Annotated in this window: 17 protein-coding genes; 5 read left to right on the forward strand and 12 right to left on the reverse strand. The window is 37.3% G+C overall.

Annotated elements, in window-relative coordinates; genetic code table 11:
• Window positions 1–11 precede the first annotated feature (11 nt).
• The gene (locus tag Q0093_RS02240) at window positions 12–2540 is read left to right on the forward strand and encodes a lipopolysaccharide assembly protein LapB (RefSeq protein ID WP_008142063.1); all 2529 of its coding nucleotides are present in this window, start codon (window positions 12–14) and stop codon (window positions 2538–2540) included.
• Between the two features lie 386 nt (window positions 2541–2926).
• Here the strand turns inward: Q0093_RS02240 and Q0093_RS02245 are convergent, their stop codons facing one another.
• The 3 genes from Q0093_RS02245 to Q0093_RS02255 form a co-directional block, all read right to left on the reverse strand.
• Entirely contained in the window at window positions 2927–5398 is a 2472-nt protein-coding gene (locus tag Q0093_RS02245) for a beta-galactosidase (RefSeq protein ID WP_297928297.1), read from the reverse strand.
• 182 nt (window positions 5399–5580) lie between these two features.
• The gene (clpB, locus tag Q0093_RS02250; RefSeq protein WP_297928298.1) at window positions 5581–8169 is read right to left on the reverse strand and encodes an ATP-dependent chaperone ClpB; all 2589 of its coding nucleotides are present in this window, start codon (window positions 8167–8169) and stop codon (window positions 5581–5583) included.
• 306 nt (window positions 8170–8475) lie between these two features.
• Window positions 8476–8985 carry a hypothetical protein gene (locus Q0093_RS02255; protein ID WP_297928299.1) on the reverse strand — a complete coding sequence of 170 codons (510 nt, stop codon included), beginning with the start codon at window positions 8983–8985 and terminating at the stop codon, window positions 8476–8478.
• A gap of 247 nt (window positions 8986–9232) precedes the next feature.
• Between Q0093_RS02255 and tgt the strand changes: the two genes are divergently transcribed.
• Both tgt and Q0093_RS02265 read left to right on the forward strand, forming a co-directional pair.
• Entirely contained in the window at window positions 9233–10363 is a 1131-nt protein-coding gene (gene tgt / locus Q0093_RS02260; RefSeq protein ID WP_297928300.1) for a tRNA guanosine(34) transglycosylase Tgt, read from the forward strand.
• A 10-nt stretch (window positions 10364–10373) separates the two neighbouring features.
• Window positions 10374–11444, forward strand: coding sequence for an LptF/LptG family permease (locus tag Q0093_RS02265; RefSeq protein ID WP_009316810.1), 1071 nt, complete (start codon window positions 10374–10376; stop codon window positions 11442–11444).
• A gap of 79 nt (window positions 11445–11523) precedes the next feature.
• Here Q0093_RS02265 and Q0093_RS02270 read toward each other — a convergent pair whose 3' ends face one another.
• From Q0093_RS02270 to Q0093_RS02285, 4 genes are read right to left on the reverse strand one after another with little or no spacing between them, the layout of a single operon-like run.
• A complete protein-coding gene (locus Q0093_RS02270) occupies window positions 11524–11799 on the reverse strand; it encodes a CXXX repeat peptide modification system protein (protein ID WP_009316809.1) in 276 nt (91 codons plus the stop codon).
• A gap of 23 nt (window positions 11800–11822) precedes the next feature.
• Window positions 11823–12800 (reverse strand): CXXX repeat peptide maturase, encoded by a 978-nt coding sequence (locus tag Q0093_RS02275; protein WP_297928301.1) that lies wholly within the window; start codon window positions 12798–12800, stop codon window positions 11823–11825.
• Window positions 12790–13947 (reverse strand): radical SAM peptide maturase, CXXX-repeat target family, encoded by a 1158-nt coding sequence (locus Q0093_RS02280; protein WP_297928302.1) that lies wholly within the window; start codon window positions 13945–13947, stop codon window positions 12790–12792. The genes Q0093_RS02275 and Q0093_RS02280 overlap by 11 nt, the downstream gene beginning before the upstream one ends.
• A gap of 5 nt (window positions 13948–13952) precedes the next feature.
• Window positions 13953–14681 carry a hypothetical protein gene (locus tag Q0093_RS02285; RefSeq protein ID WP_297928303.1) on the reverse strand — a complete coding sequence of 243 codons (729 nt, stop codon included), beginning with the start codon at window positions 14679–14681 and terminating at the stop codon, window positions 13953–13955.
• Between the two features lie 496 nt (window positions 14682–15177).
• On the opposite strand from Q0093_RS02285, the gene Q0093_RS02290 reads away from it, so the two are divergent.
• Both Q0093_RS02290 and Q0093_RS02295 read left to right on the forward strand, forming a co-directional pair.
• A complete protein-coding gene (locus tag Q0093_RS02290; protein WP_297928304.1) occupies window positions 15178–19371 on the forward strand; it encodes an acyl-CoA dehydratase activase in 4194 nt (1397 codons plus the stop codon).
• 8 nt (window positions 19372–19379) lie between these two features.
• Complete coding sequence (locus Q0093_RS02295; protein WP_294176094.1) at window positions 19380–20012, forward strand: TetR/AcrR family transcriptional regulator; 633 nt, start codon at window positions 19380–19382, stop codon at window positions 20010–20012.
• 75 nt (window positions 20013–20087) lie between these two features.
• Here the strand turns inward: Q0093_RS02295 and Q0093_RS02300 are convergent, their stop codons facing one another.
• The 5 genes from Q0093_RS02300 to fabG all read right to left on the reverse strand — a co-directional run bounded on the left by Q0093_RS02300 (window position 20088) and on the right by fabG (window position 25955).
• Window positions 20088–20606, reverse strand: a complete 519-nt coding sequence (locus tag Q0093_RS02300; protein ID WP_009316803.1) for a ferritin — start codon at window positions 20604–20606, stop codon at window positions 20088–20090.
• Window positions 20607–20702: 96 nt separating this feature from the next.
• Window positions 20703–22097 carry a Gfo/Idh/MocA family oxidoreductase gene (locus Q0093_RS02305; RefSeq protein ID WP_294176097.1) on the reverse strand — a complete coding sequence of 465 codons (1395 nt, stop codon included), beginning with the start codon at window positions 22095–22097 and terminating at the stop codon, window positions 20703–20705.
• Window positions 22098–22294: 197 nt separating this feature from the next.
• On the reverse strand, window positions 22295–24379 hold the full coding sequence (locus Q0093_RS02310; protein WP_297928305.1) for a right-handed parallel beta-helix repeat-containing protein: 2085 nt from the start codon (window positions 24377–24379) through the stop codon (window positions 22295–22297).
• A gap of 30 nt (window positions 24380–24409) precedes the next feature.
• The gene (locus Q0093_RS02315; protein WP_294176099.1) at window positions 24410–25099 is read right to left on the reverse strand and encodes an RluA family pseudouridine synthase; all 690 of its coding nucleotides are present in this window, start codon (window positions 25097–25099) and stop codon (window positions 24410–24412) included.
• 109 nt (window positions 25100–25208) lie between these two features.
• The gene (fabG, locus tag Q0093_RS02320; protein WP_294176100.1) at window positions 25209–25955 is read right to left on the reverse strand and encodes a 3-oxoacyl-[acyl-carrier-protein] reductase; all 747 of its coding nucleotides are present in this window, start codon (window positions 25953–25955) and stop codon (window positions 25209–25211) included.
• Between the last annotated feature and the right edge of the window lie 12 nt (window positions 25956–25967).

Raw genomic sequence — 25967 nt, forward strand, 5'->3', positions numbered from 1 at the left:
GAAGAATACTAATGTCTGTAAAAGAAGTAACATTATTGCGTAAAAGTGGTAATCTAAAAGAAGCATATAAGATGGCCATAGATGATCTGAAAGAAGATAGGAATAACCCATGGGCACAAATGTCTCTCTTTTGGGTTCTGCGTGATATATGTCAGCAACTATGCAATAGAAACGCCATAGATAAAGCTAAAATTTGCTTGAAAGAGATGTCTTCATTACTTCCTACAATGGTGGATGATAGTGGCGCAGGAGAAAGAGCTTATACTAATTTGTATAAACGATTGCAACCTAACGCTGATGCTATTTCAAAAGCATCCGAGCTATCAAAAAATGATCCTTCAAATGCTTATGTTCAGGTAAAGAATTATATTGACTCTGCAAATGATGTAGATTCAGCTTTGCATGAAGAGTTAGGCTGGATAATTTATCGTTATATCAAGGCTAAAATTTCAAATTTGACATCGTTGGAAATAAGAACGTTGCTAAAAGACTATATGTATCTTAGGAATGAACGTCCTTCAATGCTTCATTCTCAAATATTGAACTTTGCTTTGAGTTTCTCAAAAGAACATTCTGATTTTAGTTTTTACCGTTTCTTTATGCTCTGGGAACCAGAAAATTTACGTTATGAAGATTTGAACAAGGGCTATTACAATGGTAGTGAAATTCCCTCGCTTATTTCTCGTATATGTCGTCAAATTGTAAATAGCGGCGAGGATATTGATGTCGAGATGCTGTGTGAAAAGATAAATCTCCCAAAAACAGAAACACTTGACCTGTTACGTGAACCGCAGTTTTGGGAAATTATGAATCTTCATAAAGAAGGTAAAATGCGTGAGATGTTTGAAGCTTTTACTGTCTATAATAAAAGAAACGCCGTTTATGGTGCTTCTCATTGGCATTCTGAAGTGTTGAAAATTGCAGAGCGTCACATGAATGGTCAAGAAACATGGAGATTTATTTACTTTTTTAGAGATTGGAGATATGAAAACCTCATGGATGCTGATTGGAAAGAAGAAACAGATAATAATGGTAACACTTATAAACCTTTGGCTGTTAAAGCAGCAAAGAAGTGTTATGAATATCTCAAAGAATCACACCCAAGAGATGCAGAACTAGTATCTTGGTTAGATTCATTGTATAATGTTCTTATTGAACGTGCTAAAAAAGATGAATGGATATTAAGACAACGAGCAATAATATATACATGGCAACAGCAATATGACCTTGCTATCAATGTGTACAAATCTTTATTACTTGAAATGAGTGAAAAATACTATGTATGGAGTGAATTGGCAGATTGTATACAAGATAGTAATGAATTAAAGATAGCATTGCTTTCTAAGGCTTTACTTGTTGAACGAAATGAAGATTTTCTCGGCTCTATTCATTTGACTTTAGCCGACCTGCTTATAAAGGAAGAGCTAACATCTGAAGCCTTATGCGAATTGAATATATATAAGAAATTTCATGAAAACACTTCCCGGAAATACCAAGAATATATTGAACGAGTCGACATATCAGTTATTCCGCCCAATAATAATAAGCTATTGTATAATAGATATGCCACCATTGCTGAAGAGTACGCTTTTTCAGAAATTGAAGCAAAAGAGGTTACGCTGGTGGATAGATGGGAAAAAGACGGAAAAACTTATTGCACTCTCACAAATGGGGTAGACGTTATATTTCAAGTGAATGTAAAGCGGTTTCCTTTTTTGACGAATGCGATATTTGGTTCTGTTTTTAGAGTAAAGTGTCATGTAGATAAAGAGGAAAAGCAAATTCAGACAAGTTGCTTCTCTTGGAATAAAACAAAAGTGACAGAAGCTAAATATATACCTCTTTGCATGCATAAGAGTGAAACAAGGCTATGGATGGGACTTCCCCAAAAGTTTGGATATGTAGAATATTTGAATGAAGAGAAGAAAATTCTACATATTGTAACGCAAGATTCCCAGCAAATATTTCAAGCTTTTAAAGAAAAATGGGGCACTATTTCAAAAGGGGATTTTGTCAGTTTCAGAGAATATACTATTATAAAAAAGAATGAAAACAAAGTAGTTATTGCTAATGTAGAAAAAGTAAATAAAGAAACTGCTTTACCGAATTTTAATTCTGGTATTGTGGTCGTTGACGATATAAACATACAAAAAAAATTATTCCATTACACTTTCGGTCAAGGAAAAATTGGAGGTATCGTATTCTTTAATGATACGGATCTTCGTCCCGAAGTAGGACAATGCTTGAAAATATTCTATTGTGTAACAAAAGACAGGAAAGGTGAAAAAAGGCCTATTGTACTTAATGTAGAAGAAACTGCAGAAATAAACACAAGTGCAATAAAGACAATTCAAGGTCACTTAGAATTAAAATATAAAAATGGTTCTTGGGATGATTCTCCTGATTTTGCATTTATTGGTGATTACTACGTTCATCATTCTGTTCTTTGTGAGTATAATATCACGAAAGACTGCTATGTTACTGCCGATGTTATATATGCTGGACAGGGTAAATGGAAAGTTATAAAAATACATCAATAGAATTATTTGACAAGAGACAAAATATATCCTATTTTTATTGCTTGCCAAATAATTTTTATACCTTTGCAATAATAAAGAGTTACTTGAATGCAATTCAAGGCAGAACATAGCATATGGCACAGTTGCTAATTCATTACCTCAAAATCGGGTAATTCTCCTAAAGTCTTTTGTATAAGGCACTAACAGAAGTTTTCCAGAATTATATAAAAATTTTGAATATATATTTTATCGAAAAATTTAAACAGATTAAACACAGCATTACACTAAAAAATACGAAGAATAATATTTAATATCCTCCGTATTTTTTAGTATGAAATAAAACAAAAAGTGATTCGCAACATTAATCCATAAATCTCAACAACAAAAACAACATCCAATTCATGAGATCACAATTTAAAAGGATGAGACTTTACATAAATTTTAAAATCCTTGATTCCGCCGGGAACTTCACTCTCCATACGAGGCAAATACTGAATTCCGGTTAATGTATAAACCGCTCCTAAGTCAATGACTATGGAATGAGGATAATTAACTCCCTTAACAGTACTCCAATAAGTAGATTCCTGCAAATCGAAAATTTTATCTGCCGAACGATTAACATGCGACACATCCTCGCTATCGGCATAAGCTACTATCCACGGTTCACGAGAAAGCCGTTCACCATTTTCGGTCAATACATGCATTTCTGCAATACAAGCAAGTTCTTTCCCATCTTGGGCATTCAATGCTTCTAAACAAATATAACGACCGGTGACCGGTCTATCGAATTTCATTTCTTGCCAGCCATTTCCCGCTTTGAAACATCCTGAAAAAACAGGTCGTTCATCCGAAAGATTCAAGTTTTCTCCCTCTTTACGATGCGTAAGCGGCTTTTGAACAAGCAGTTGATCCAAAAGCGGCTTATCCAAACCTTCAGACTTCGCATCTTTAGGACCGATAATATCAAAAACAAGAATTTCATTTTCTCCTTTTTTCAGCCAACAACCCGGAACATAAAGCGTCTGTTGCGGACCGATTTCCCAAATACGTCCTAATGCATGGCCATTAACATAAACCAACCCCTTGCCCCACGTCTCGAAATTCAAAAAAGTATCACCCGTTTTTTTCATTTGAAACGTCGCTCGATAACAGCCCGGAATACGCTGACCGTATTTATCTTTTAACGATAGGATCGGATGAAACTTCATTTTTTTATAAAACTCATAGGAATCTTCAATATTGAAAACTTCCCAATTCTTTAAATCGCAAATAAAAGGATACCCGTCTATATTTATAGAGAGCTCTACGTTCTCAGTGATCCCCTTATAATCTTTAATTGCGCGTCCGAAATTAATGCGTCCCATAGCTTCTACAAGAATATCGAGCTGTGCTCCTTTCGGGCATGCAGGTAAAGTAAGCTGTTTTTCTCCGTTACGACGATCTAATTTTCCGATATATTTACCATCGATAAAGATCTGTGCATAATCGTGCGCCTCATTTACTGTAAGCTGTGCAGAAGAGGTTATTTCCGGTAAAACCGTACGATAAAGAATCGAACCGAATCCCTGATCATATTCTTCCATAGTACGAATATTCTTATCTTTTTTGGCCACCGGTAAATTTGCAAATAGCGGAGCAAACTCTGTAAATTGAAAAGCCGGAATACTAACAGATTTGATCAAAGCCGGAACTTTCGCCAGTTTCTCCCCATTCATATATTTTCCCAATGTTTTCCGTAACGCCCAATATTTCGGAGTCGTCTGTCCAGATTCACTAATAGGAGCGTCATAATCATAAGAAGTAACATCAGGGGCAAATCCCGGTGAGTTCGCTCCTGCCCAATGTCCCCAATTAGTTCCTCCATGAGTCATATAAAGACTAAACGATATACCTTTTGAAAGCATCTCGTCAATCCCGGATATCATGTCCGAAGCCGGTCGGGTTTCATGATTAGCCCCCCATTTATCGAACCAACCGCTCCAAAATTCACTGCACATCAACGGACTATCGGGACGAAGCTCTTTCAATCCTGCAAATTGCTGATCGATATTAGCACCCGTGCCGAAATTTATAGTCCAAAGTAAATCCGGCAAAGCATTTTTGGTAAAGTTTGACGCCCAATCACATTGAAATAATGTTACATCACCAAAATTAGTACGTACAATATCTCGTATCTGCGATACATATTCTTTACTTTCACCATAAGAACCGTATTCATTTTCTACCTGAACCATAATGATAGGACCTCCGTTCTGAATGGTCAATCCGCCAACTTGTCGTGCAACTTCTCGTTCAAATATATTTACACGTTCCATGAAATACGGATCTGCTTCTCTCAGGCGTATATCTTTTTTCTTAAGTAACCACCAAGGTAATCCGCCCATCTCCCACTCGGCACAGACATACGGTCCCGGACGTAAAATGACATACATATCATTTTGCTGGCATAGCCTACAAAATGCCGCCAAATCATTTTGACCGGTAAAATCAAACTCTCCCGGTCGAGGCTCATGCAAATTCCAAAACACATAGAGACAGATCGTATTCATACCAAGAGCTTTACAAAGCTTGATGCGCTGTTCCCAATACGGTTTAGGTATGCGAGGGTAATGCAACTCAGCCGCTTTTATGACAAAAGGCTTACCATTCAAGAGGAAAGTTCCTTTTCCTACTTCAAAACAAGACCGAGATGTTTCATCTTTTCGAATTTTATCATTTACATTAAATTTATCTTCATGGCAAACCTCGTGTTTACAAACAATATTCTTTGCGTTTTCCTCTCTTGACACCACAAAATCACTAACTAAACTATTTTTTGCCTCTATCACAAAAGAATTACATACAATCAAAAACAATAAGCTCAAAAAAACATTTCTCATATAATCAGCATTAGATATACACTATGATTTTTTAAATGCAAATGTAAGAGAAACGAAAAGAAAGAAAGGAATAGAAACATTTCAAAAAAGATCAATTTTGATTCAAAATTCAAGACTTACAAATAAAAAAGGGAACTTTACTTTTTGACAGCAAAGTTCCCCCTCTATTATAGAAATATCAATTAATTTCTAAATACCAACCCGTTTTCATCAGCATCGATAACAATAGGTTTGCTTTTATCTACTTTCTGAGCCAATAAATCTTTCGACAACTGATTCAATATATACCGGTGAATGATACGCTTTACCGGACGAGCACCGAATTGCGGATCATAACCCTCTTTAGCGACAAAGGCCAAAGCTGCCGGTGTAATATCCAGTTTCACACCGTTCGAAGCCAACAATTTCTCAATTCCTTTAAGCTGCATAGCAACAATTTGCTCGATCTCTTTTTCATTAAGAGGAGTAAACATAATCGTTTCGTCGATACGATTCAGGAACTCAGGACGTATAGATTGTTTCAACAGATCCAATACTTGACGTTTGGTCATTTCTGTAATTTCATCTTTATTTTCGGGTGTAATTTTCTCGAAATTTTCCCGAATAAGACTTGATCCCATATTGGAAGTCATGATAATAATCGTATTCTTAAAATTCACCAAACGCCCCTTATTATCGGTCAAACGTCCGTCATCCAACACTTGCAATAAAATATTGAAAATATCGGGATGAGCCTTTTCTATTTCGTCGAACAACACTACCGAGTACGGTTTACGCCGTATCGCTTCGGTCAACTGCCCACCTTCTTCATATCCGACATATCCAGGAGGCGATCCGATAAGACGAGTCACACTGAATTTGTCCTGATACTCACTCATATCGATACGGGTCATCATATTTTCATCGTCAAACAAATATTCCGCCAAAGCTTTTGCCAGTTCTGTTTTTCCGACACCCGTAGTCCCCAAGAAAATAAATGAGCCTATCGGACGACGCGGATCACTCAGTCCCGCACGGCTACGACGAACAGCATCCGAAACAGCCTGTATAGCCTCTTCTTGTCCGACTACACGTTTATGAAGTTCTTCTTCCAGATGAAGCAGTTTTTCTTTTTCACTCTGCATCATTTTACTGACAGGAATTCCCGTCCATCTGGAAACGACATCGGCAATATCTTCCGCATCCACCTCTTCCTTGATCATGGCAGCACCGCCTTGCAAAGTTTTCAGTTTTTCCTGAACATCTTTTATTTCTTGTTCTTTAGCCGTAATTTTTGCATATCGTATTTCAGCGACTTTCTCATAATCGCCTTCTCTCTCCGCACGATCGGCCTCGAACTTAAGATTCTCTATATCGATTTTATTTTGCTGAATTTTATTGGCCAATTCCTTTTCGGATTCCCACTTAGCTTTAAACTTCGTTTCTTCCTCTTTCAAATTGGCAATTTCCTCATTCAACGTTTTCAGTTTATCTTTATCATTTTCTCTTTTGATTGCTTCTCGTTCGATTTCCAACTGTTTGATACGACGAGAAATCTCATCCAAAGCTTCAGGAACAGAATCTACTTCAAGACGCAACTTTGCAGCAGCTTCATCCATTAAATCGATTGCCTTATCCGGCAAAAAACGATCTGTAATATATCGTTCGGACAGTTGTACGGCGGCAATGATCGCATCATCTTTAATACGCACTTTATGGTGATTTTCATACCGTTCTTTTAAACCTCTCAAAATCGAAATCGTACTCAACTCATCAGGTTCATCGACCATAACAATTTGGAAACGACGTTCAAGAGCCTTGTCTTTTTCAAAATATTTCTGATACTCGTCTAAAGTAGTAGCACCAATCGAGCGAAGTTCTCCTCTTGCCAATGCAGGTTTTAAGATATTAGCGGCATCCATCGCCCCCTCACCTTTTCCCGCACCGACCAAAGTATGTATCTCATCTATAAAAAGAATAATCTCTCCTTCAGCCTGAGTCACCTCATTAACAACGGCTTTAAGTCGTTCTTCAAACTCGCCTTTGTATTTAGCTCCAGCAACCAAAGCTCCCATGTCCAAAGAATATATCTGTTTACTTTTCAGATTTTCAGGGACATCTCCACGTACAATTCTATGAGCCAAACCTTCTGCTATGGCAGTTTTACCAGTACCCGGCTCACCTATCAATATAGGATTATTTTTCGTACGCCGACTTAATATCTGCAATACCCTACGGATCTCGTCATCCCGTCCGATCACCGGATCAAGTTTTCCGGTACGGGCACGCTCATTTAAATTAATCGCATACTTACTCAAAGCATTATAAGTATCTTCAGCAGAAGCATCCTTTACGCTTTGTCCTTTTCTCAATTCATCAATAGCCGCTCCCAATTCTTTTTCATTAATCCCGGCATCTTTCATAAAAGACGATGCCGAACTTTTGGTTTGCAACAGAGCCATCAGAATAGATTCTAAAGCAACGAACTGGTCTCCCATCTTAGAAGAATAGTCAGAAGCTTTTTGCAATACCGTATTTGCATCACGACTCAAATAAGGTTCACCTCCACTCACTTTAGGTAAAGACGCAATCTCCCGATCAATTGCTGTTTTCAGTAAATTAACATTAACGCCCAATTTCTGAAAAATATAATTGACAAGGCTTTCTCCCACATCAACAACACCTTTCAGCAAGTGCACCGGCTCAATAGCCTGCTGTCCATTGGCAGAAGTTATCTCGACTGCTTTCTGAACAGCTTCTTGCGATTTGATTGTAAAATTATTAAAGTTCATATTTTTTTCTCCTTTCCATTCTTTTTTAGTTAAATTCAAGAAGTTATTCGCAAAAGGGATGCCAAATGAATTTACAGACAAAAATACTAATAGCCAATCGGTTAAAATGACAAAATGACCATATTAAAGATTACGGAAACCCTACCCAACAAAAAAATGTATTTACACTTAAACAGTTCCATAAACTGACATTTTGACCTATATCACCTATAACAATTCGAGTTCTACTTTGTTCGACAAACAATAAAGAAGAGGTAACTGCACACCAATACCTCTTCAAAAGTCTATTTAATTTTATAAAAGGATTTATTTGGAATCTAATTTATTCAGATCCCGGATGATCAACCGTGCTCTCTCAGCACTTTTAATCTCCTTCCGACGCTGAATATAATAGACCGGATCAAGACTGAAGCCGAGACTTTTCGTTCGTTTAGCTCCTGATAAATTCAGCATTTGAGCTACATTATTTCTTGCTCTCAACATTAATATGTTTTGCTTCTCATCTCCTTTAGAATTTACCATGTGAATAAGTAATGCCCGCTTTATTGTCTGAGAAGGATTATTAGGTAAGGCAAACTTATACTCCGACAGTTTAAGATTCAGCGGTTCTATATATGCCTCTATCGGCATCCCTACTAAAAGCGTGTCTGCAATTTGACGCTTTTGCGATACCGGTTTTTCAAACGGAAGAGTAAATGTGTTTCCATCAAAAAGTAATTTCGGAGTCTCTACGGGCGGTTCTTGCGCAAACATGTACGACGGATATAAAACCAGTCCGACAAAATACGACCAAACAAGTACCGCCTTCTGTGTCATAATAACATTGAGTAATTTTTATGCAAATATATTTTATCATCCGGGGAAAAAGAGAAAATCATTTTTCATTAACCTACTTGAACAATAAGAAACAAAAAACACCTGTAAAAAAACATCTAAAGACAAAACTTCTTATCTTGAAGATAAATTTTATCTTTTCATAGAGAATTTTCGATATTCTATCTGTTGCGGATAGCAATTCTATCTTTAAAAAGCAGTATATTTGCGACAAATTTTAAATAAAAGAATGGACTTCGAATTACAATATACCGATCCTTGCAGTCGTGCCAGAGCGGGGAAAATAACTACTGATCACGGATGTATCAACACTCCTATATTTATGCCGGTAGGTACTGTCGCATCGGTGAAAGCCGTACATCTGCATGAACTGAAAGAGGATATAAAAGCCCAAATCATATTAGGAAATACATACCATCTTTATTTAAGACCCGGTCTCGATACTTTGGAGAAAGCCGGAGGGCTGCATAAATTTAACGGTTGGAACAGACCTATTCTTACCGACAGCGGAGGATTTCAAGTTTTTTCTCTCTCAGAAAACCGGAAATTAACCGAAGAAGGGGCACATTTCCGTTCTCATATAGACGGTTCGAAACATCTTTTTACACCCGAAAAAGTCGTAGATATTCAACGCATTATCGGCTCGGATATTATGATGGCTTTAGATGAATGTCCTCCCGGACAATCAGATTACTCTTATGCAAAGAAATCTTTACAACTTACGCAACGCTGGTTAGAACGAGGATGGAAACATTTTTGCGAAACAGAGGGCAAATACGGATACAAACAGACATTTTTTCCGATCGTACAAGGATGTGTATATCCCGACCTACGTAAAGATGCGGCAAAACATGTAGCTCAGTTAGGGGCTGACGGGAATGCCATCGGAGGTCTGGCTGTCGGAGAACCGACAGAAAAGATGTATGAAATGATCGATGTCGTCAACGAAATATTGCCGACCGATAAACCTCGTTATCTCATGGGTGTAGGAACTCCTGCAAATATTCTGGAAGGAATAGAACGCGGTGTCGATATGTTCGACTGTGTAATGCCTACTCGTAACGGTCGCAACGGAATGTTATTTACAGCAAACGGGATCATGAACATGCGGAATAAAAAATGGGCGGACGATTTTTCACCCATCGATCCGGACGGTACATCTTATGTAGACCATCAATACTCAAAAGCTTACCTAAGGCATTTGTTTATCAGTAACGAAATTCTCGCTATGCAAATCGCGTCGGTGCACAACCTCGCTTTTTATGTATGGCTTACTCAAGAAGCTCGAAAACATATTCTGAACGGTACTTTTAAAACTTGGAAAGACGAGATGATAATACGGGTTACACACCGGTTATAAACATTATCGCATGCTAAAAAAAATCGACATATATATTATCAAGAAATTTTTGGGGACTTATTTTTTCGCCATCGCTCTTATCATATCGATTGCGGTAGTCTTCGACATAAACGAAAAACTGGATTCGTTCCTCAACGCTCCGTTAAAAGCCATAGTCGTAGATTATTATTTGAATTTCATCCCCTATTTCGCTAATTTATTCAGTCCATTATTCACTTTTATCGCCGTTATTTTCTTTACATCCAAACTTGCCGACAACTCCGAAATTATCGCCATGTTATCCAGTGGCATAAGTTTCAGAAGATTGATGATTCCCTATATGATCTCGGCAGCGATTATCGCAGGTGTTACATTTTATCTTAATAGCTATGTAATTCCTCCTGCCAATGTCACCCGTATCGAGTTTCAAAACAAATATGTAAAAAACAAAAAAGTAGATTATGCCAGCAATATACAGTTACAGGTAGAGCCCGGTGTAATTGCTTACATGAGTAGGTACGATAATAATACAAAGACCGGTTATCGCTTCTCTTTAGAAAAGTTCGAAGGGAAAATTCTGAAATCGAGACTAACTGCTCAAACGGTCACTTATGACTCGGCATACCATTGGATTATAAAAGATTATATGATCCGAAATTTTAACGGAATGCGGGAAGAACTGACTCGGGGTAGCCGATTAGATTCTATTATTACCATAGAACCTTCAGATTTCCTCATATCCAGATATGACAGTGAATTAATGACCACCAGTGCACTGAAAACATACATCGACAGACAAAAAAAACGAGGTGTAGCAAACATCAAAGACTTTGAGATCGAATACGAGAAACGATTTGCAATGACGGCAGCCTCTTTTATCCTTACGGTAATCGGAATGTCCCTTTCTTCGAGAAAAGTCAAAGGAGGAATGGGTGTCAATATCGGTATCGGCCTGCTTTTAAGTTTTTCTTATATCCTTTTCAGTACCGTTTCGTCTACTTTTGCCGTATCCGGAGCGACATCTCCGCGTGTTGCCGTATGGTTACCCAATATCGTATATAGTATTATAGCTGTTTATCTTTATCGAAAAGCTCCGAAATAAATTGCAGAGTATAAAAATGAACAACAAAGAAAATGAATTTATATTTCTTTGTTGTTCTAATAAAATATACGTACAAAGACTAACGTTTAACCAAGAAAATTTCACAAGTATCAAAATCTATTTCCCACCTATGATCCGGCAAAGAGTCCCATTGATACTTCTGAGCTTTCTCATCCCACCATGATTGAAACTTGGTTGCCGTTATACTCATATCTGCTACCAACTTATTATATAATGCCTCATTTTCCGCATCAAGAACTTTAAATAACTCATTAAGACCATTTTTTCTTTCAAATAATGTTCTAATCTCATCTCTTTCTTGCTCCGACACAGAACCTATTAACTTTCTTTCCATTTTCTATCTTTTTATTACATTATTCATTTTACTATATCTTGATAATAATCTAACGGGTCTAAATAATATAGTGGCGGTATATTTTTTATATGACTGAAAAAATGCTTGCTTTGCAGCTTCTGCAATAAAATACCAGACAAATTCCGTTCATGATGGCTCAATACACATTGTTGATGAGAAGGAGTATTGACTTCATGAGTCATCTTCTTATTCAAAAATACACATCTTCTACATTGATATGAGTCACAAATACGGCACAAAGCAGAATATTGTATTGTCAATAAATGACTATTAGGTATATCGATACCTGTATTTAAAGAACCGACTGCATGATCCTCATCTTCATAATAAAATGCCGGACAAACATAAAAACAACCATTCGGAGCTATCGTTAGGTGTTTTATCCCCGCATCACAAGAATTTACGCTATCTAAAACCATCCTATCAGTTACCATATTAAACTCAAATGCATTGCCTGATACTAACAAATCGTACATAACATTTTTTAACGGCTCTATATCTATCCTGAACTGATTTAAAGCCGATTCCGTTGCCGATCCAACATTTTTAAAAAGAACATTCAACCTTCGAAAATAATGGTGATACTGATATATAAGCATTGGCAGCTGTTTAGCTTCTTCAAGGTCCATTCTCAAAATAATATTATATTTCTTACCTTGAAGAGTGTCTAATTTTTGAAATTTTCCTAATTCAACAATTATAATATCATTTTCCGGATCTGGTAAACAAAACTTCAGAGTATCTATATCCAGCACTTTTATATGAGCAAAACCAGCCAAAAGCTTCAAATGTTCTTCTGATATTCTGGCACTATACAAGACCGTTGCCGCATATCCTGCCTCTTCACAAAAATTTATACTATCTTTCAATACGTCAATCGGCATCAATCCGGTCATTTTTGTTTTGCTATCGTAATAACAAAAAGACGGAGCAATATCGTCTGTAACAATAACGACAGATTCCAACTTACTATTTTCCATTTTCAATTCTGTCCAGTTTATTCCAAAAGTATTTATTAGCCCGGACACGAGCCTTATGCATTTTACAAATATAAGTAGCTCGCTGAAAAATTGTGTCCGAATCAGCAAAATCATAATTAGCTCCCTGACACCAAGCGCATCCATTGCTATCTTCGCAGTCCATACACTCCATACTACTTTGCGTCGATTTTCGTAATGTTTCAAACGGCCGTAACAGATTTCTATCAATACCCGTTTTACAATCCCCGATCTTTAATCCGGGTTTATTATTTAAAGAATAATCAATAAATCGAATACAAGGATAAAAACCGCCATCACATCCCACCGCAATCATTTTACCTGCACCACACCAGTTCGAATCGTTACCGTCTTTTATTACCGGTTCACTTAAACTCCGATCAAATAGAGAACAATAAAAATTATTATAATACTTATTTGCTATTATTTCGTCCGCAAGTTCGGTTAACTGCCTCTCAAAAATAAGATCATCGCCCTCTTCCCAACAATTCTCAAAAATAGTATTCATATTCACATACTTTATACCGATACTCCATAAATGCAAAACACTATCTTTGACATACGGAAGATCATCATGAGAAATCGTAGCTTTTGTCGTTGCTTCAGGAAATTGCTCCAACCAAAGTTTCACATTCCTCAACACTTCTTCATAAGAACCTTCACCGTTCGGAAATATTCGCTGATTGTCATGTTTCTCCTTATTTCCATCTATAGATATACCTATACTCAGATGCTTGCTATTTTTCTCTATAAATTTTTGGACTTTGGGAGAACTATATAACAGTCCATTAGTCGATATACTTATTCGATAAGAATTGAACCAAGGATGATTCATTTCAAACATTCTAATTTTGATGTAATCACAGATACGATCGATCAGATCGATTTCCATAAGAGGCTCTCCCCCTATAAATTCCCATACGACACCCTCATTTCCAAACACCAACTGCGGCATATCAAGTATCATATCCACAGATTTAGCAGCAATATCAAACGACATTTTCTTAATGCTGTTTTTTCCTGTTATATAACAATACTTACAGCGCAACTGGCAATTTTCCGTTACGATAAAAGTTATATGCCGGGCATTCCCTTTTATCCATTCACGTTGGCTTTCTTCCTGTACCATACTGATTAATAAAAAGCACAATTAAGTGAACACTGGGTATCGCATCCCGAACGGCACGTATTATCACAACCGGTAGTACAACTTTTTCCACAAGCACCACATCCTGCTATGCAACTATTCGCACATCCCGAACCGCAAGTAGAACATGTGCTGGATCTTGATGTCCCACTACAAGTGGCAGAACATCCACTACAGCCGCTGGAAGTAGAAGAACCTTTGCAACTTCCCGAACACTGAGTACTACAAGTCCCCGAGCAAGCGCCGCCGCAACTACTGCTACATGCCCCCATACAACCCACACTACAAGCTTTACTACAAGCGTTAGAACATCCTGAACTGCAAGAACTGCTACATCCCGGAGGTAGCCCGCAACCAAACTGCTCTATACTGCTTTTTAATCCGGTATTAGAACAAGAATTACCACATGTTGCTGTACACGCATCAATACATCCACTCGTGCAATTATTACCACATGTCGCCGTACAAATATTAGAACAGTCTCCACCACAGCCCGAAGAACAATCTCCGCTACAAGAGGAGCTGCATGAATTATTACAACCAAGATGGCTTCCACCTCCACCAGAACTTAAATCTTCTGTATCCTTTTCACAAGAAGTAAGCAGCGTAGTTATCGATATAGAGGTAAGTATAGGTATAGAGAACAATGTTTTCTTAATAAACTGTCTCCTATCCAAAGAAGATTTCTCATCTATTTTATCATTTTCTATCTTCATAAAAAAATAAATGAATTAAATTATCCTAATTGATCTGTCGGCAAAATTACAAAATAGAAATCTGATACCCGATTACTACATGTACAATCTATACGCAATATTCGCAAAATTTATATATATATGCAAGTAAATGATAATAAACTTAATCAATGAATAAAGTATATTTTACAAATAGAATCAACTAATAAGATGTAATGTAATATTTTTATAAAACAATTCCACCAATATTACAAAACCATCCTTTTTTAAATCCAATATCAATTTTTTCTCTATTCTCTTCAAACGGTATTTATACAATCCTTTTAAGAGTTTATCTAAATTTTACAGCAAACAAAGATTATCAGCACTTTCAATCATCAATTTTCGTCCTGCTACATTCCGAATTTTATTAAAGAACATCAATAATAGTTATTTATTTTCAACTATTTTTCTAATCTCATCATATTAGTTTTACTTTTGCGTTTGACAATAGTGTAAAACAATATATAAAACACAAATGATTAAAATTGGCATAGATATAGGCTCTACAACGGCCAAGATTGTCGTACTCGATGAGCATGACAAAATTATATTTTCCGCATACGAACGGCATAACGCCAAAGTAAAAGATTTGCTTATATCGTTCATGAAGAATTTACAATCTCAAATCGATGATGTAGAAGTGACGATTAATATTACCGGTTCGGTAGGTATGGGAGTATCTGAAAAATGTTCATTTCCATTCATACAAGAAGTAATAGCGGCAACTAAAGTCGTACAAAAATACTATCCCGATGTAAAATCAATGATAGACATCGGAGGCGAAGATGCCAAAGTCGTGTTCTTTAACGAAGGTAAAGCGACAGATTTAAGAATGAACGGTAACTGTGCCGGAGGAACAGGGGCTTTTATAGACCAAATGGCAATCCTTCTCGGAGTGCCCACTGAAGAATTGAGCCAACTGGCAATAAAAGCAAAGAACGTTTATCCGATAGCTTCACGTTGCGGAGTATTCAGTAAAACCGATATACAAAATCTGATAGCAAAAAACGTGAACAAAGAAGATATTGCCGCTTCTATATTTCATGCCGTAGCCGTACAGGTCATTGTCACACTGGCTCATGGATGCGATATACAAACGCCTGTATTATTTTGCGGCGGGCCACTCACTTTTTTACCGGCACTGCGACAAGCATTTAAAGACTACCTTAAAATAACAGATGCCGACATTGTCATACCGCAAGACAGCCATTTAATTCCTGCGTTAGGAGCTGCCCTTTCTGCAGATAAAAATAAAGCGATCAAATTATCTTTACTAATTGAAAATATACAAAAAGGACTGAATAATACTGTTACGATTGCCAAAGGGTTAGAGCCGATATTTAAAGATGAAGAAGACTATAAATCTTGGAAATCAAGAATGTCTTGTTACGAAATAAAAGAAGCGACATTAGTTCATGGTAAAACAGAAGTAACACTCGGTATCGACTCGGGTTCTACAACTACAAAAATCGTAGCACTGAATAATCATGGCGAGATAGTCTTTCATTATTATCATAACAATGATGGTAATCCGATCGCTACCGTACAGAATGGATTAAGATTGTTTCAAGATAAATGTAAAGAGGCTAAGGCAGAAATCGTCATAACCGGAAGTTGTTCAACGGGCTACGGTGAAGATCTGCTAAAAGCTTCATTTCATCTCGACTACGGTATTATAGAAACTATTGCCCATTACATGGCTGCCCGGCATATTACAGACAAAGTATCCTTTATTCTCGATATCGGAGGGCAAGACATGAAAGCGATATTTATCAATGATGGTGTAATAAACCGTATGGAAATAAATGAGGCCTGCTCCTCAGGATGCGGCTCTTTCATCGAAACATTTTCAAAATCATTAGGGTACAGTATAGATGAGTTTTCTCGAAAAGCCTGTGAAGCGACATCACCTTATGATCTCGGCACTCGCTGTACTGTGTTTATGAATTCTAAAGTAAAACAAGCTTTACGAGAAGGAGCTACGATAAGTGACATAGCCGCCGGACTATCCTATTCGGTAGTTAAAAATTGTCTCTATAAAGTCCTACGTTTAAAAAGTACGGAAGAACTCGGCAAACATATTGTGGTGCAAGGAGGTACTATGAAAAACGACTCAGTAGTGCACGCATTTGAGAAACTGACGGGACACGAAGTATTTCGTTGCAATCATCCTGAATTGATGGGAGCTATAGGCTGTGCTCTTTATGCACAACAAAAACAGGATAATGCTATACCTCTTGAAGAAATTATCGACAACTCTGACTATACTACATACCAACAACAATGTCACGGATGCGAAAACCGATGTTTAGTCACAATATATCGTTTTAATAATGGCAATCATTATTTTTCCGGAAATCGTTGCGAAAAGGTATTTACAAATAAGGGACAAAAAGCCGAACACGGAGTCAATGCATATACACGCAAACTGGAGCTGCTCTTCGACCGTAAAGTCAATGTCGACCTTCCCGTAACAACAATCGGAATACCTCGTGGTCTCAATATGTATGAAGAGTATCCTTTTTGGTATACACTTTTTACACACTGCAATATCAATGTCATACTTTCTGACGCTTCCACGTTTGCCGATTATGAAGCAAGCGCAAAACAGGTCATGTCCGATAATATCTGCTTCCCGGCAAAACTGACGCACAGTCATATCAAAAATCTAATTTCCCAAAAAGTCAATCGGATTTTCATGCCTTTCGTCGTATATGAGAAACTTGATGGGGGACAAAACAGTTATAATTGTCCCATCGTGTCAGGATATACCGAAGTCATAAAAGGGGCGCAACATGACAATATTCCGATAGATTCTCCTGTAATAACTTTCAAAAACAAGCAGCTGCTCTTCAAACAGTGTACCGCATATCTGGAACAATTCGGCATAACCCGTTCCGTCATCAAAAAAGCTTTTGAAAAAGCAATAGCCGCATCGAACGAATATGAGGCAGAAATAACAAAATATAATAGGGATATACTGGAACAGAATAAAGACAAACGAAAGCTGACCGTTCTTCTTGCCGGCAGACCGTACCATACCGATCCGCTGATCCAACACAAGCTTTCGGATATGATCTCCGCAATGGGAGCTGATGTGATAACAGAAGACATTGTACGAGGTCTCGACATTGAAATAAACGATGTAAATTTCATTTCTCAATGGGCGTATACCAACCGTATCTTAAAAGCTGCCGAATGGGCGGCAAAACAAGATAAGCACATCCAATTCATGCAAATGACCTCTTTTGGATGCGGACCGGATGCTTTTTTAACCGACGAGACACACAATCTGTTAAAACGTCACGGAAAGACTCTGACATTACTGAAGATCGATGATGTGAGCAATCTCGGCTCACTCAAATTACGTGTACGATCGGTAATAGAGAGTTTAAAGCTCTCGATGCAAAAAACACAGGAAAACGAGACGTTGCCATTTATGCAAACTCCCATATTCAGAAAAAAAGATAAATACCGAAAAATCATAGCACCTTTTTTCACCCCTTTTATTTCGCCACTAATACCTCCACTCATGGGGCTTGCCGGTTATGATGTCGATAACCTTCCTGTCAGTGATTCACAATCATGTGAATGGGGATTAAAATACGCCAATAACGAAGTATGTTATCCTGCTACACTTATTGTCGGAGATATTGTAAAAGCATTCAAAACAGGGAAATACGACCCTCAAAATACAGCCGTTGCAATTACTCAAACCGGAGGACAATGCAGAGCATCCAATTACATTTCTCTTATTAAAAGGGCACTGACAGAATCCGGATTTAAAGATGTCCCGGTCATATCGATCACAGCCAATTCGGGTATAAATAATAACCAACCCGGCTTTAAAATCAATTGGGTAAAAGTCCTCCCGATTGTTGTTGCATCATTGTTATACAGCGACTGTCTGGCAAAATTTTACTATGCATCGGTTATTCGCGAAAAAGAAAAAGGAATGGCAGCTCACCTACTCGACCATTACATGAATGCAGCTACAAAAGCTATCCGAAAAAACAGTGTAAATGAAATCTGGAATCTACTTTCATCTGCAGCTCAAGCTTTCAATAAGATCATTTTAGAAAAGGATACGGCTCAAATAGGTATAGTAGGTGAAATTTATCTGAAATTCAACCCGTTTGCTCAAAAGAATATTACGTCATGGCTGACAGAACAGGGTATAGAAATAATTCCTCCGCTTCTGACAGATTTTTTTATGCAGAGTTTTGTAAACACAAAAGTCAATCAAAACAATAAACTTTCAAAAAAAATTTTGCCGGATATTGTTATTCATTGGATATATAATAAGGTAAAAAAACAAATAGATCGAGCAAATACCGTCAGTCGTCAATTCCGTTATTTCACGTCATTCGAAAGTATTTTTTCCAAAGCAGAAGAAGCCGACAAAGTGATATCGCTTTGCGCTCAATTCGGTGAAGGGTGGTTACTACCCGGAGAGATTCTCTCAATGGTCAAACAAGGAGTAAAACATGTTATAAGTTTACAACCTTTTGGTTGCATTGCCAACCATATCGTGGCAAAAGGAATGGAAAAACGAATAAAAGATTTATATCCAGAAATAAATCTTTTATCTTTAGATTTCGATAGCGGCGTCAGCGATGTCAACATAAGAAACCGAATACTCCTTTTTATTGATAATTTAAAAAAATAACTACAATCATGATAGAAAATAAAAAAATCGAAGATTTGGAAACAAGAATAATAGAAGCTGCCAAAGAGCTGTTTATTGAAAATGGCTTTGCAGAGACCAGCATGAGCGACATTGCGACAAAGGTAGGAATAAATCGACCCGGAGTGCATTACTACTTCCGGACAAAAGATAAAATGTTCCAAGCCGTGTTCGGATCGATTGTAAAATCTTTGATACCCAAAGTTCAGGATATAATATTACAACAAGACACACCGATCGGAGAACGTATAGGAAAAGTCGTAGATGCTTACTACGAAGTATTTAAAGCCAATCCTAATCTACCTATATTTATAATGAAAGAGATGCATCGCGATTTCGATTACTTTTCTAAAACTATAACTGAAATGCACTCTGTCCACTATTTCGATACGATAAGAAACGGATTGCAAAACGAAATGAAAAAAGGGAAACTCAAAACTGTTCCCATGCGCTTTCTGTTTCTCACATTTTATTCGTTATTGACAATGCCATTCTCAACAAAAAACATGTGTCAAAATATTTTACTCGAAGAAAATGAAACTTATGATGAAATGCTTGCGAAATGGAAACCGTACATCGTCACACATGTATGTAATCTTCTTTTAAATGAAAATCAGAACTGAAAAATATCACTATAAATACAGAAAGGGAAACAGACAAAAATCTGTTTCCCTTTTATAATAACCTAACCGAATTTATCATTTCCCGGCTAACGGAGCAGCCTGTGTATAAGTACGAGCACCGAGTTCCTTATCTAAAGTATAGATACCGAATCCATTGTCCTTAATCATTTTAAGACTGTCAATAATACCTTGAGCCGTTTCTTCTTCTTCTACTTGTTCATCGATAAACCACTTCAACATACTTTGAGTCGCATAGTCCTTTTCTGCTGTAGCCAAAGCATACAAATCATTGATCATAGAAGTCACTTTCTGTTCATGAGCAAGAGTATCTTCAAAAGCAGACAAAGGAGTATCCCATTCGGTCTTTACCTCAGCAATAGGAGCTAATGTTACTTTTCCACCCCGAGAAAGAATGTATTTGGTAAAAATCAACGCATGATCTTGCTCTTCTTTAAACTGAGTTTCAAACCAATTCGCAAATCCGGGATTTCCTTTTACTGCAAAATTGGTGGACATAGACAAATAAAGATATGCAGACCAAAACTCCGCATTTACCTGAGCATTTAAAGCTTCCTCAATCTTTTTACTTAACATGACTATTTAATTTTAATAAAATGAATAGAATTTTCAAAGATATACAAATCTTACTAAACACAAGAACGATTTATTATTTTTCTCAAATAAAAAACTTTAACGAACAAAAGCATGGCGAAATCCTTTCACTTTATTCCATCCTCCTCTGGTAAAGTCTGGAACTTCTACCGGAGCAGAGTTGTTCTCAATGGAAATTTCAGTTAAAGGAATTAAACAACACCATTCAGCTAAATCATAAACATCCATATCAAGAGGCAAGCCATTCCGAAGGCAATATATCAAACGATAGTCCATAATATAGTCCATACCTCCATGACCACCTACTTTTTTGGCAACTCTCTCAAGTTCGATCTGAATAGGATGTTTATATTTTTGCATCAATGTATTTTTTACTTCATCCGAAACAAAACTGTGTCCAGAAAAATCTTCATGATCCGGAACAACACCCGATAGAATCTGTCCCGATTCCAACACATAACCCTCAACCGGATATTTATTGGCAAATCCTTTTGTTCCGGTAAGTTGATACATGCGATTATATGGACGAGGGCTAACAACATTATGCTGTATATGAATCGTTTTCCCCTTTTCTGTCCGTATCATCGTCATCGTATGGTCGCCATTTTTAAAATTCTCTACCTTTTCCCCTGATTCTCTTTCTATATATGCAGGAGCAGCAAATGCTTTTGTATCCATGGCTACAAGAATATTCATTTTATCTCCTCGATGCATATCAAGTAATTGACAAGCCGGTCCCATGCCATGAGTAGGATACACATCTCCCCTATGATTCCGATTATAATCCAAACGCCAATTATTCCAATACAACGACCAAAATTCTTCAAGATTATGGATATAAGCACCTTCTACATGAAGAATATCTCCAAAAACTCCCTGCTGAGCCATATTCAATGTCGTAAGCTCGAAAAAATCATAAACGCAATTTTCCAGTTGAATACAATGCTTTCGTGTCTTTTCAGAAGTATTAATAATATCCCATATCTCTTCCATATTCATAGCTGCCGGTACTTCTACAGCAGCATGTTTTCCCTGCTCCATAGAATAGATCGCCATCGGAGCATGATGTTTCCAATCGGTTGCAATATACACCAAATCAATATCATTCCTCTCACATAACTTTTTCCATGCTTCTTCATTTCCTGTATAAGTTACAGCTTTTGGAAGTCCAGCATCAATCAAAACTTTCTGTGACTTATCAACACACTCAGGGCGAATATCGCATAAAGCAACAATCTTTGTACCAGGAATATGGATAAAACGCTCAACAGCACTTATTCCACGCATACCTAATCCGATAAAACCGACACGAACTGTATCCAATTTAGGTGCTGTTAACTCCAATACATCTGCCTGCCCTTCTGCTCTTTCAGGAATAGGTACTTTTATAAGCTTATTTGTTGCATTCCTTATAGTACAACCTAAATTAAACAGTAAATTCAAACTACATAAAATATAAATACATTTTTTCATAGCAATAAAATTTAAATACTTATTCTAAAAAAACTGTCTAAATTCTCCAATAAAAAAATATTACCAGATTATTTTCCCATTTTCACTCGTCAGATAGCCCACTATCATCCTCAAAAGAAACTCTAAAAACTAACCAGAGCAAAATTTAGACGGGTTTTAAAAATTTGTTTAAACATATATTATACTCATTTTTCTATTCAATCAGCCGAAATCTTTTCCATTTGCAAAGTAAGATCCGGACATACATGTTCCTGATCTTCCGATTTACCATTACGATCATAGCAATTCCCTGATACAGAAAGTTTCTTAACGGCAAAAGCCTCAACTCCGTATCCATTATTATAACGAATCTGATTTTTCCGAATTTTGAGATTGCTCGATCCTTTATATAAAAATTCCGATAAAACTCCACTGCCATCATTTCCTTCTATCAAATTTCCCGAAATATCTATGCCGGAACATTCGGACAATAAAATTCCATGCCATGCATTCCGGGCTACTTCACAATCTTTCAAATCTAATGAACGGCAATGATCCAACACAACACCAGCTCCATGCAAAGAGGTATCGAAACGACTGTCTCGCACAATTCCACCTTCAACACGCTGCAACAATAAATTATGCTGGAGTCTCGGACCCGGTACGACGAATGTTCCGTTTTCAGTAAAATCACAAGCTTCTATTTTCACATTTTTTGCGCCTGAAATATATACTCCCGTACGAGAAAAATTAATTACAGAAAGATTTCTCAATGTTATCCCGGAAAGTTTATAATTTTTTTCACTACGGAAAGAAATTCCGGCCAAATTATTTGCATAACGTTTCTGCCGTTCAAAACGTCCCGAATTGGGATCAAAACCGGCATCATGTTCCCGAGCACCTTCTATTATCAAATTTTCAATAACGACATCGCTCATATCAGGAGTTGCAGCCATAATCGCCGCAGTTCGTACAGAAGATGTAAACATAAGAACGGTTTTCGTTCCTTCTCCGATCAAACGTGTTCCCGAATGTATTCTCAAAGTTTTATCTATCATGTATTCTCCGGCTTTCAAAAAAATGGTGCATTTATGTCCTGCCTCATCATCTAATATTTGTTGTAACGAATCGCCGGGTGATACGATAATCGCATCTTCCGGTATTTTAGTATCCGATATTCTTAACGCTCCCGCAGGATAAGCAACTTCACTGTACATTAAAGGTCTCTGTTCGGGTGTTCTTCCCTGAAAAGCCGCACGAAAAGCCGTAAGTAATATTAATGAAGATTTATTTCGTACTTTGTCACAGACAGTCCGAGTATAAGGCATATCTATTCCCTGTGCTTTATAATGCTGATAGACATATTCTATTCCGTAATCGTTTCGTAAGTCCTTATCACGATGAGAAGGTTCTCCGTAAGAGAAAATATTTTCTCCTAAAAGAAAACGAGAAGTATATTCATACCCTAATGCCAAACGGTTATCGCCAGCAGAAAAAAGATCAACCCCTTGTGTATAGGCAATACGAGCAGCTCCGGCAAATTCTCCAAGCCCCATTTGTACGTGTCCTTGATCCCGAGTAGTCTCTTGACATTGTCCATTCGGGAAAATATACTTAATCAAACTGCCGTTTGCTCGTCCATGCAAGTAATGATAAATTGCATTATCGAAAAGAGGCCGATCATTGGTAAAAACAGCGATCGACAATAAAGTATGCATAATCGCGCCATCCCAGTTTCCGTTTGCCTGAGGGAAATAGAATCTCAGTAACGGATAATACACGCTCATTATCATTTCGGTAAAAGCCGCCGTGTGATTTTCATTCCAGCCCGGATAAGTATATCTTAAAATTTCAGCCGCATTACAAAATTTATATCCGGAAAGAGCCACCAGCAACTTAGCATTATTTTCATCCAGACTACGCAATGATTCAGACCATTTCTCTATAATTTCCACCGCTTTTTCAGCGTATGCCTTGTTTTCTGTAATATACCACAGAACAGCACAGTTATAAGCCATCACAGCTCCTTTAGAAAGATCAGATCCTCCAATATCCGGTTTTCCGTACGGCCCACTGATAACATGTGCATAAGTCTTAACTTCAAAAGAAAGCGGTGTTTCTGTTTTCAAACGCTCAAAAGCACTCCGCCAAGGCTGCTCTCCGACCAATGTCTTACTTTTCATTAACTCAAGATCTTCCCGACACATATCGATACCGGGATGGATAAAGGTCTGCGCCGACAATCCGGCAAAGGAGAATACGATAATCAAAAACATTATCGTAAATTTAAAGTGTGTTTTCATAATATAAAATAATTAGTGTGTGTATACTTTTTATCTTGAAGACGATTCTGCCAACTCTTCAAAAGCTCTCCAAAGATTATTATCCGGAACTGGGGCTGTTATATCAATTTCTACTTTAGATACCGGATGAATAAATTTAATATGACGAGCATGCAGACTAATGCCTCCGTCCGGATTGGATCGCTCGGCCCCATATTTCAAATCACCCTTTATAGGACACCCTATCTTAGACAATTGGCATCGAATCTGATGGTGTCTTCCTGTTTTCAAATCTATTTCCAATAAATAATATTTATCGCTATGAGCAACTATCCGGTATGCAAGAACAGCTTCTTTAGCATTGGGCTTCATTCTATCCCATGCGACCGACTTGTTTATTTTCTCATTCCTCACAATATAATGAGTAATCTCATCCGAGTCTTTCGGCGGACGATTTTTTACTATCGCCCAATATTTTTTTTTCACCTCATTATTGCGAAACATCTCATTCATCCGTGTCAGAGCTTTGCTTGTTTTGGCAAAAACTACTAATCCGCTCACCGGACGATCGAGACGATGAGTTACACCGACAAATACATTTCCGGGTTTATTGTATTTCTCTTTCAGCCATAACTTCAATATTTCGGACAAAGGTACATCACCGGTTTTATCGCCCTGTACGATCTCCGATGTTGTTTTATTTACAATAATCAAATGATTATCTTCATACAATACTGTCATAAAATAAAAATACACATTAGATATGAAACAAAGATAGGGATAAAAAAACAGAAGGTAAAAGAATCGTAATGATTCTTTTACCTTCTGAATATATGTTGTAAAATATTCTTTACATATTCATACCGCCACAACAGTGAATAACTTGTCCGGTAACGTATGAAGAAAGGTCGGAAGCAAGGAAAGTACATACGTTGGCAACATCCTCAGGAGTGCCACCACGACGTAAAGGAATTTGTTTTGCCCAAGCTTCTTTCACTTCGTCAGATAACGCACCCGTCATATCGGTAATAATAAATCCCGGAGCGATACAATTGGCACGGACACCGCGAGAACCAAGTTCTTTTGCGATGGATTTAGCCAAACCGATCATACCGGCTTTAGACGCCGAATAATTGCATTGTCCGGCATTGCCCGATACACCTACAACAGAAGACATGTTTATAATGCTTCCGCTCTTTTGCTTCATCATAATAGGGGAAACCGCATGTATAAAATTAAATGCAGATTTCAGATTCACATTGATCACCATATCCCATTGAGCTTCTGACATACGCATCATCAAACCATCCCGGGTAATTCCTGCATTATTGACCAAAATGTCGATACGTCCAAAATCTTTTACAATTTCAGTAACGACATTATGTGTATCTTCAAAATTCGCAGCGTTCGAAGCATACCCTTTTACCTTTACACCTAAAGCTGCTATTTCAGCTTCGGTAGCTTTTGCATTATCATCAATAGCCAAATCGGTAAATGCAATATCTGCACCTTCATTTGCAAATTTGATGGCAATTGCTTTGCCTATTCCGCGAGCCGCACCTGTAATAACGGCAACTTTTCCTTGTAATAATTTCATAAGTTATCTTAT

This window comes from uncultured Coprobacter sp. (assembly GCF_947855755.1).
Taxonomy (GTDB): Bacteria; Bacteroidota; Bacteroidia; order Bacteroidales; family Coprobacteraceae; genus Coprobacter.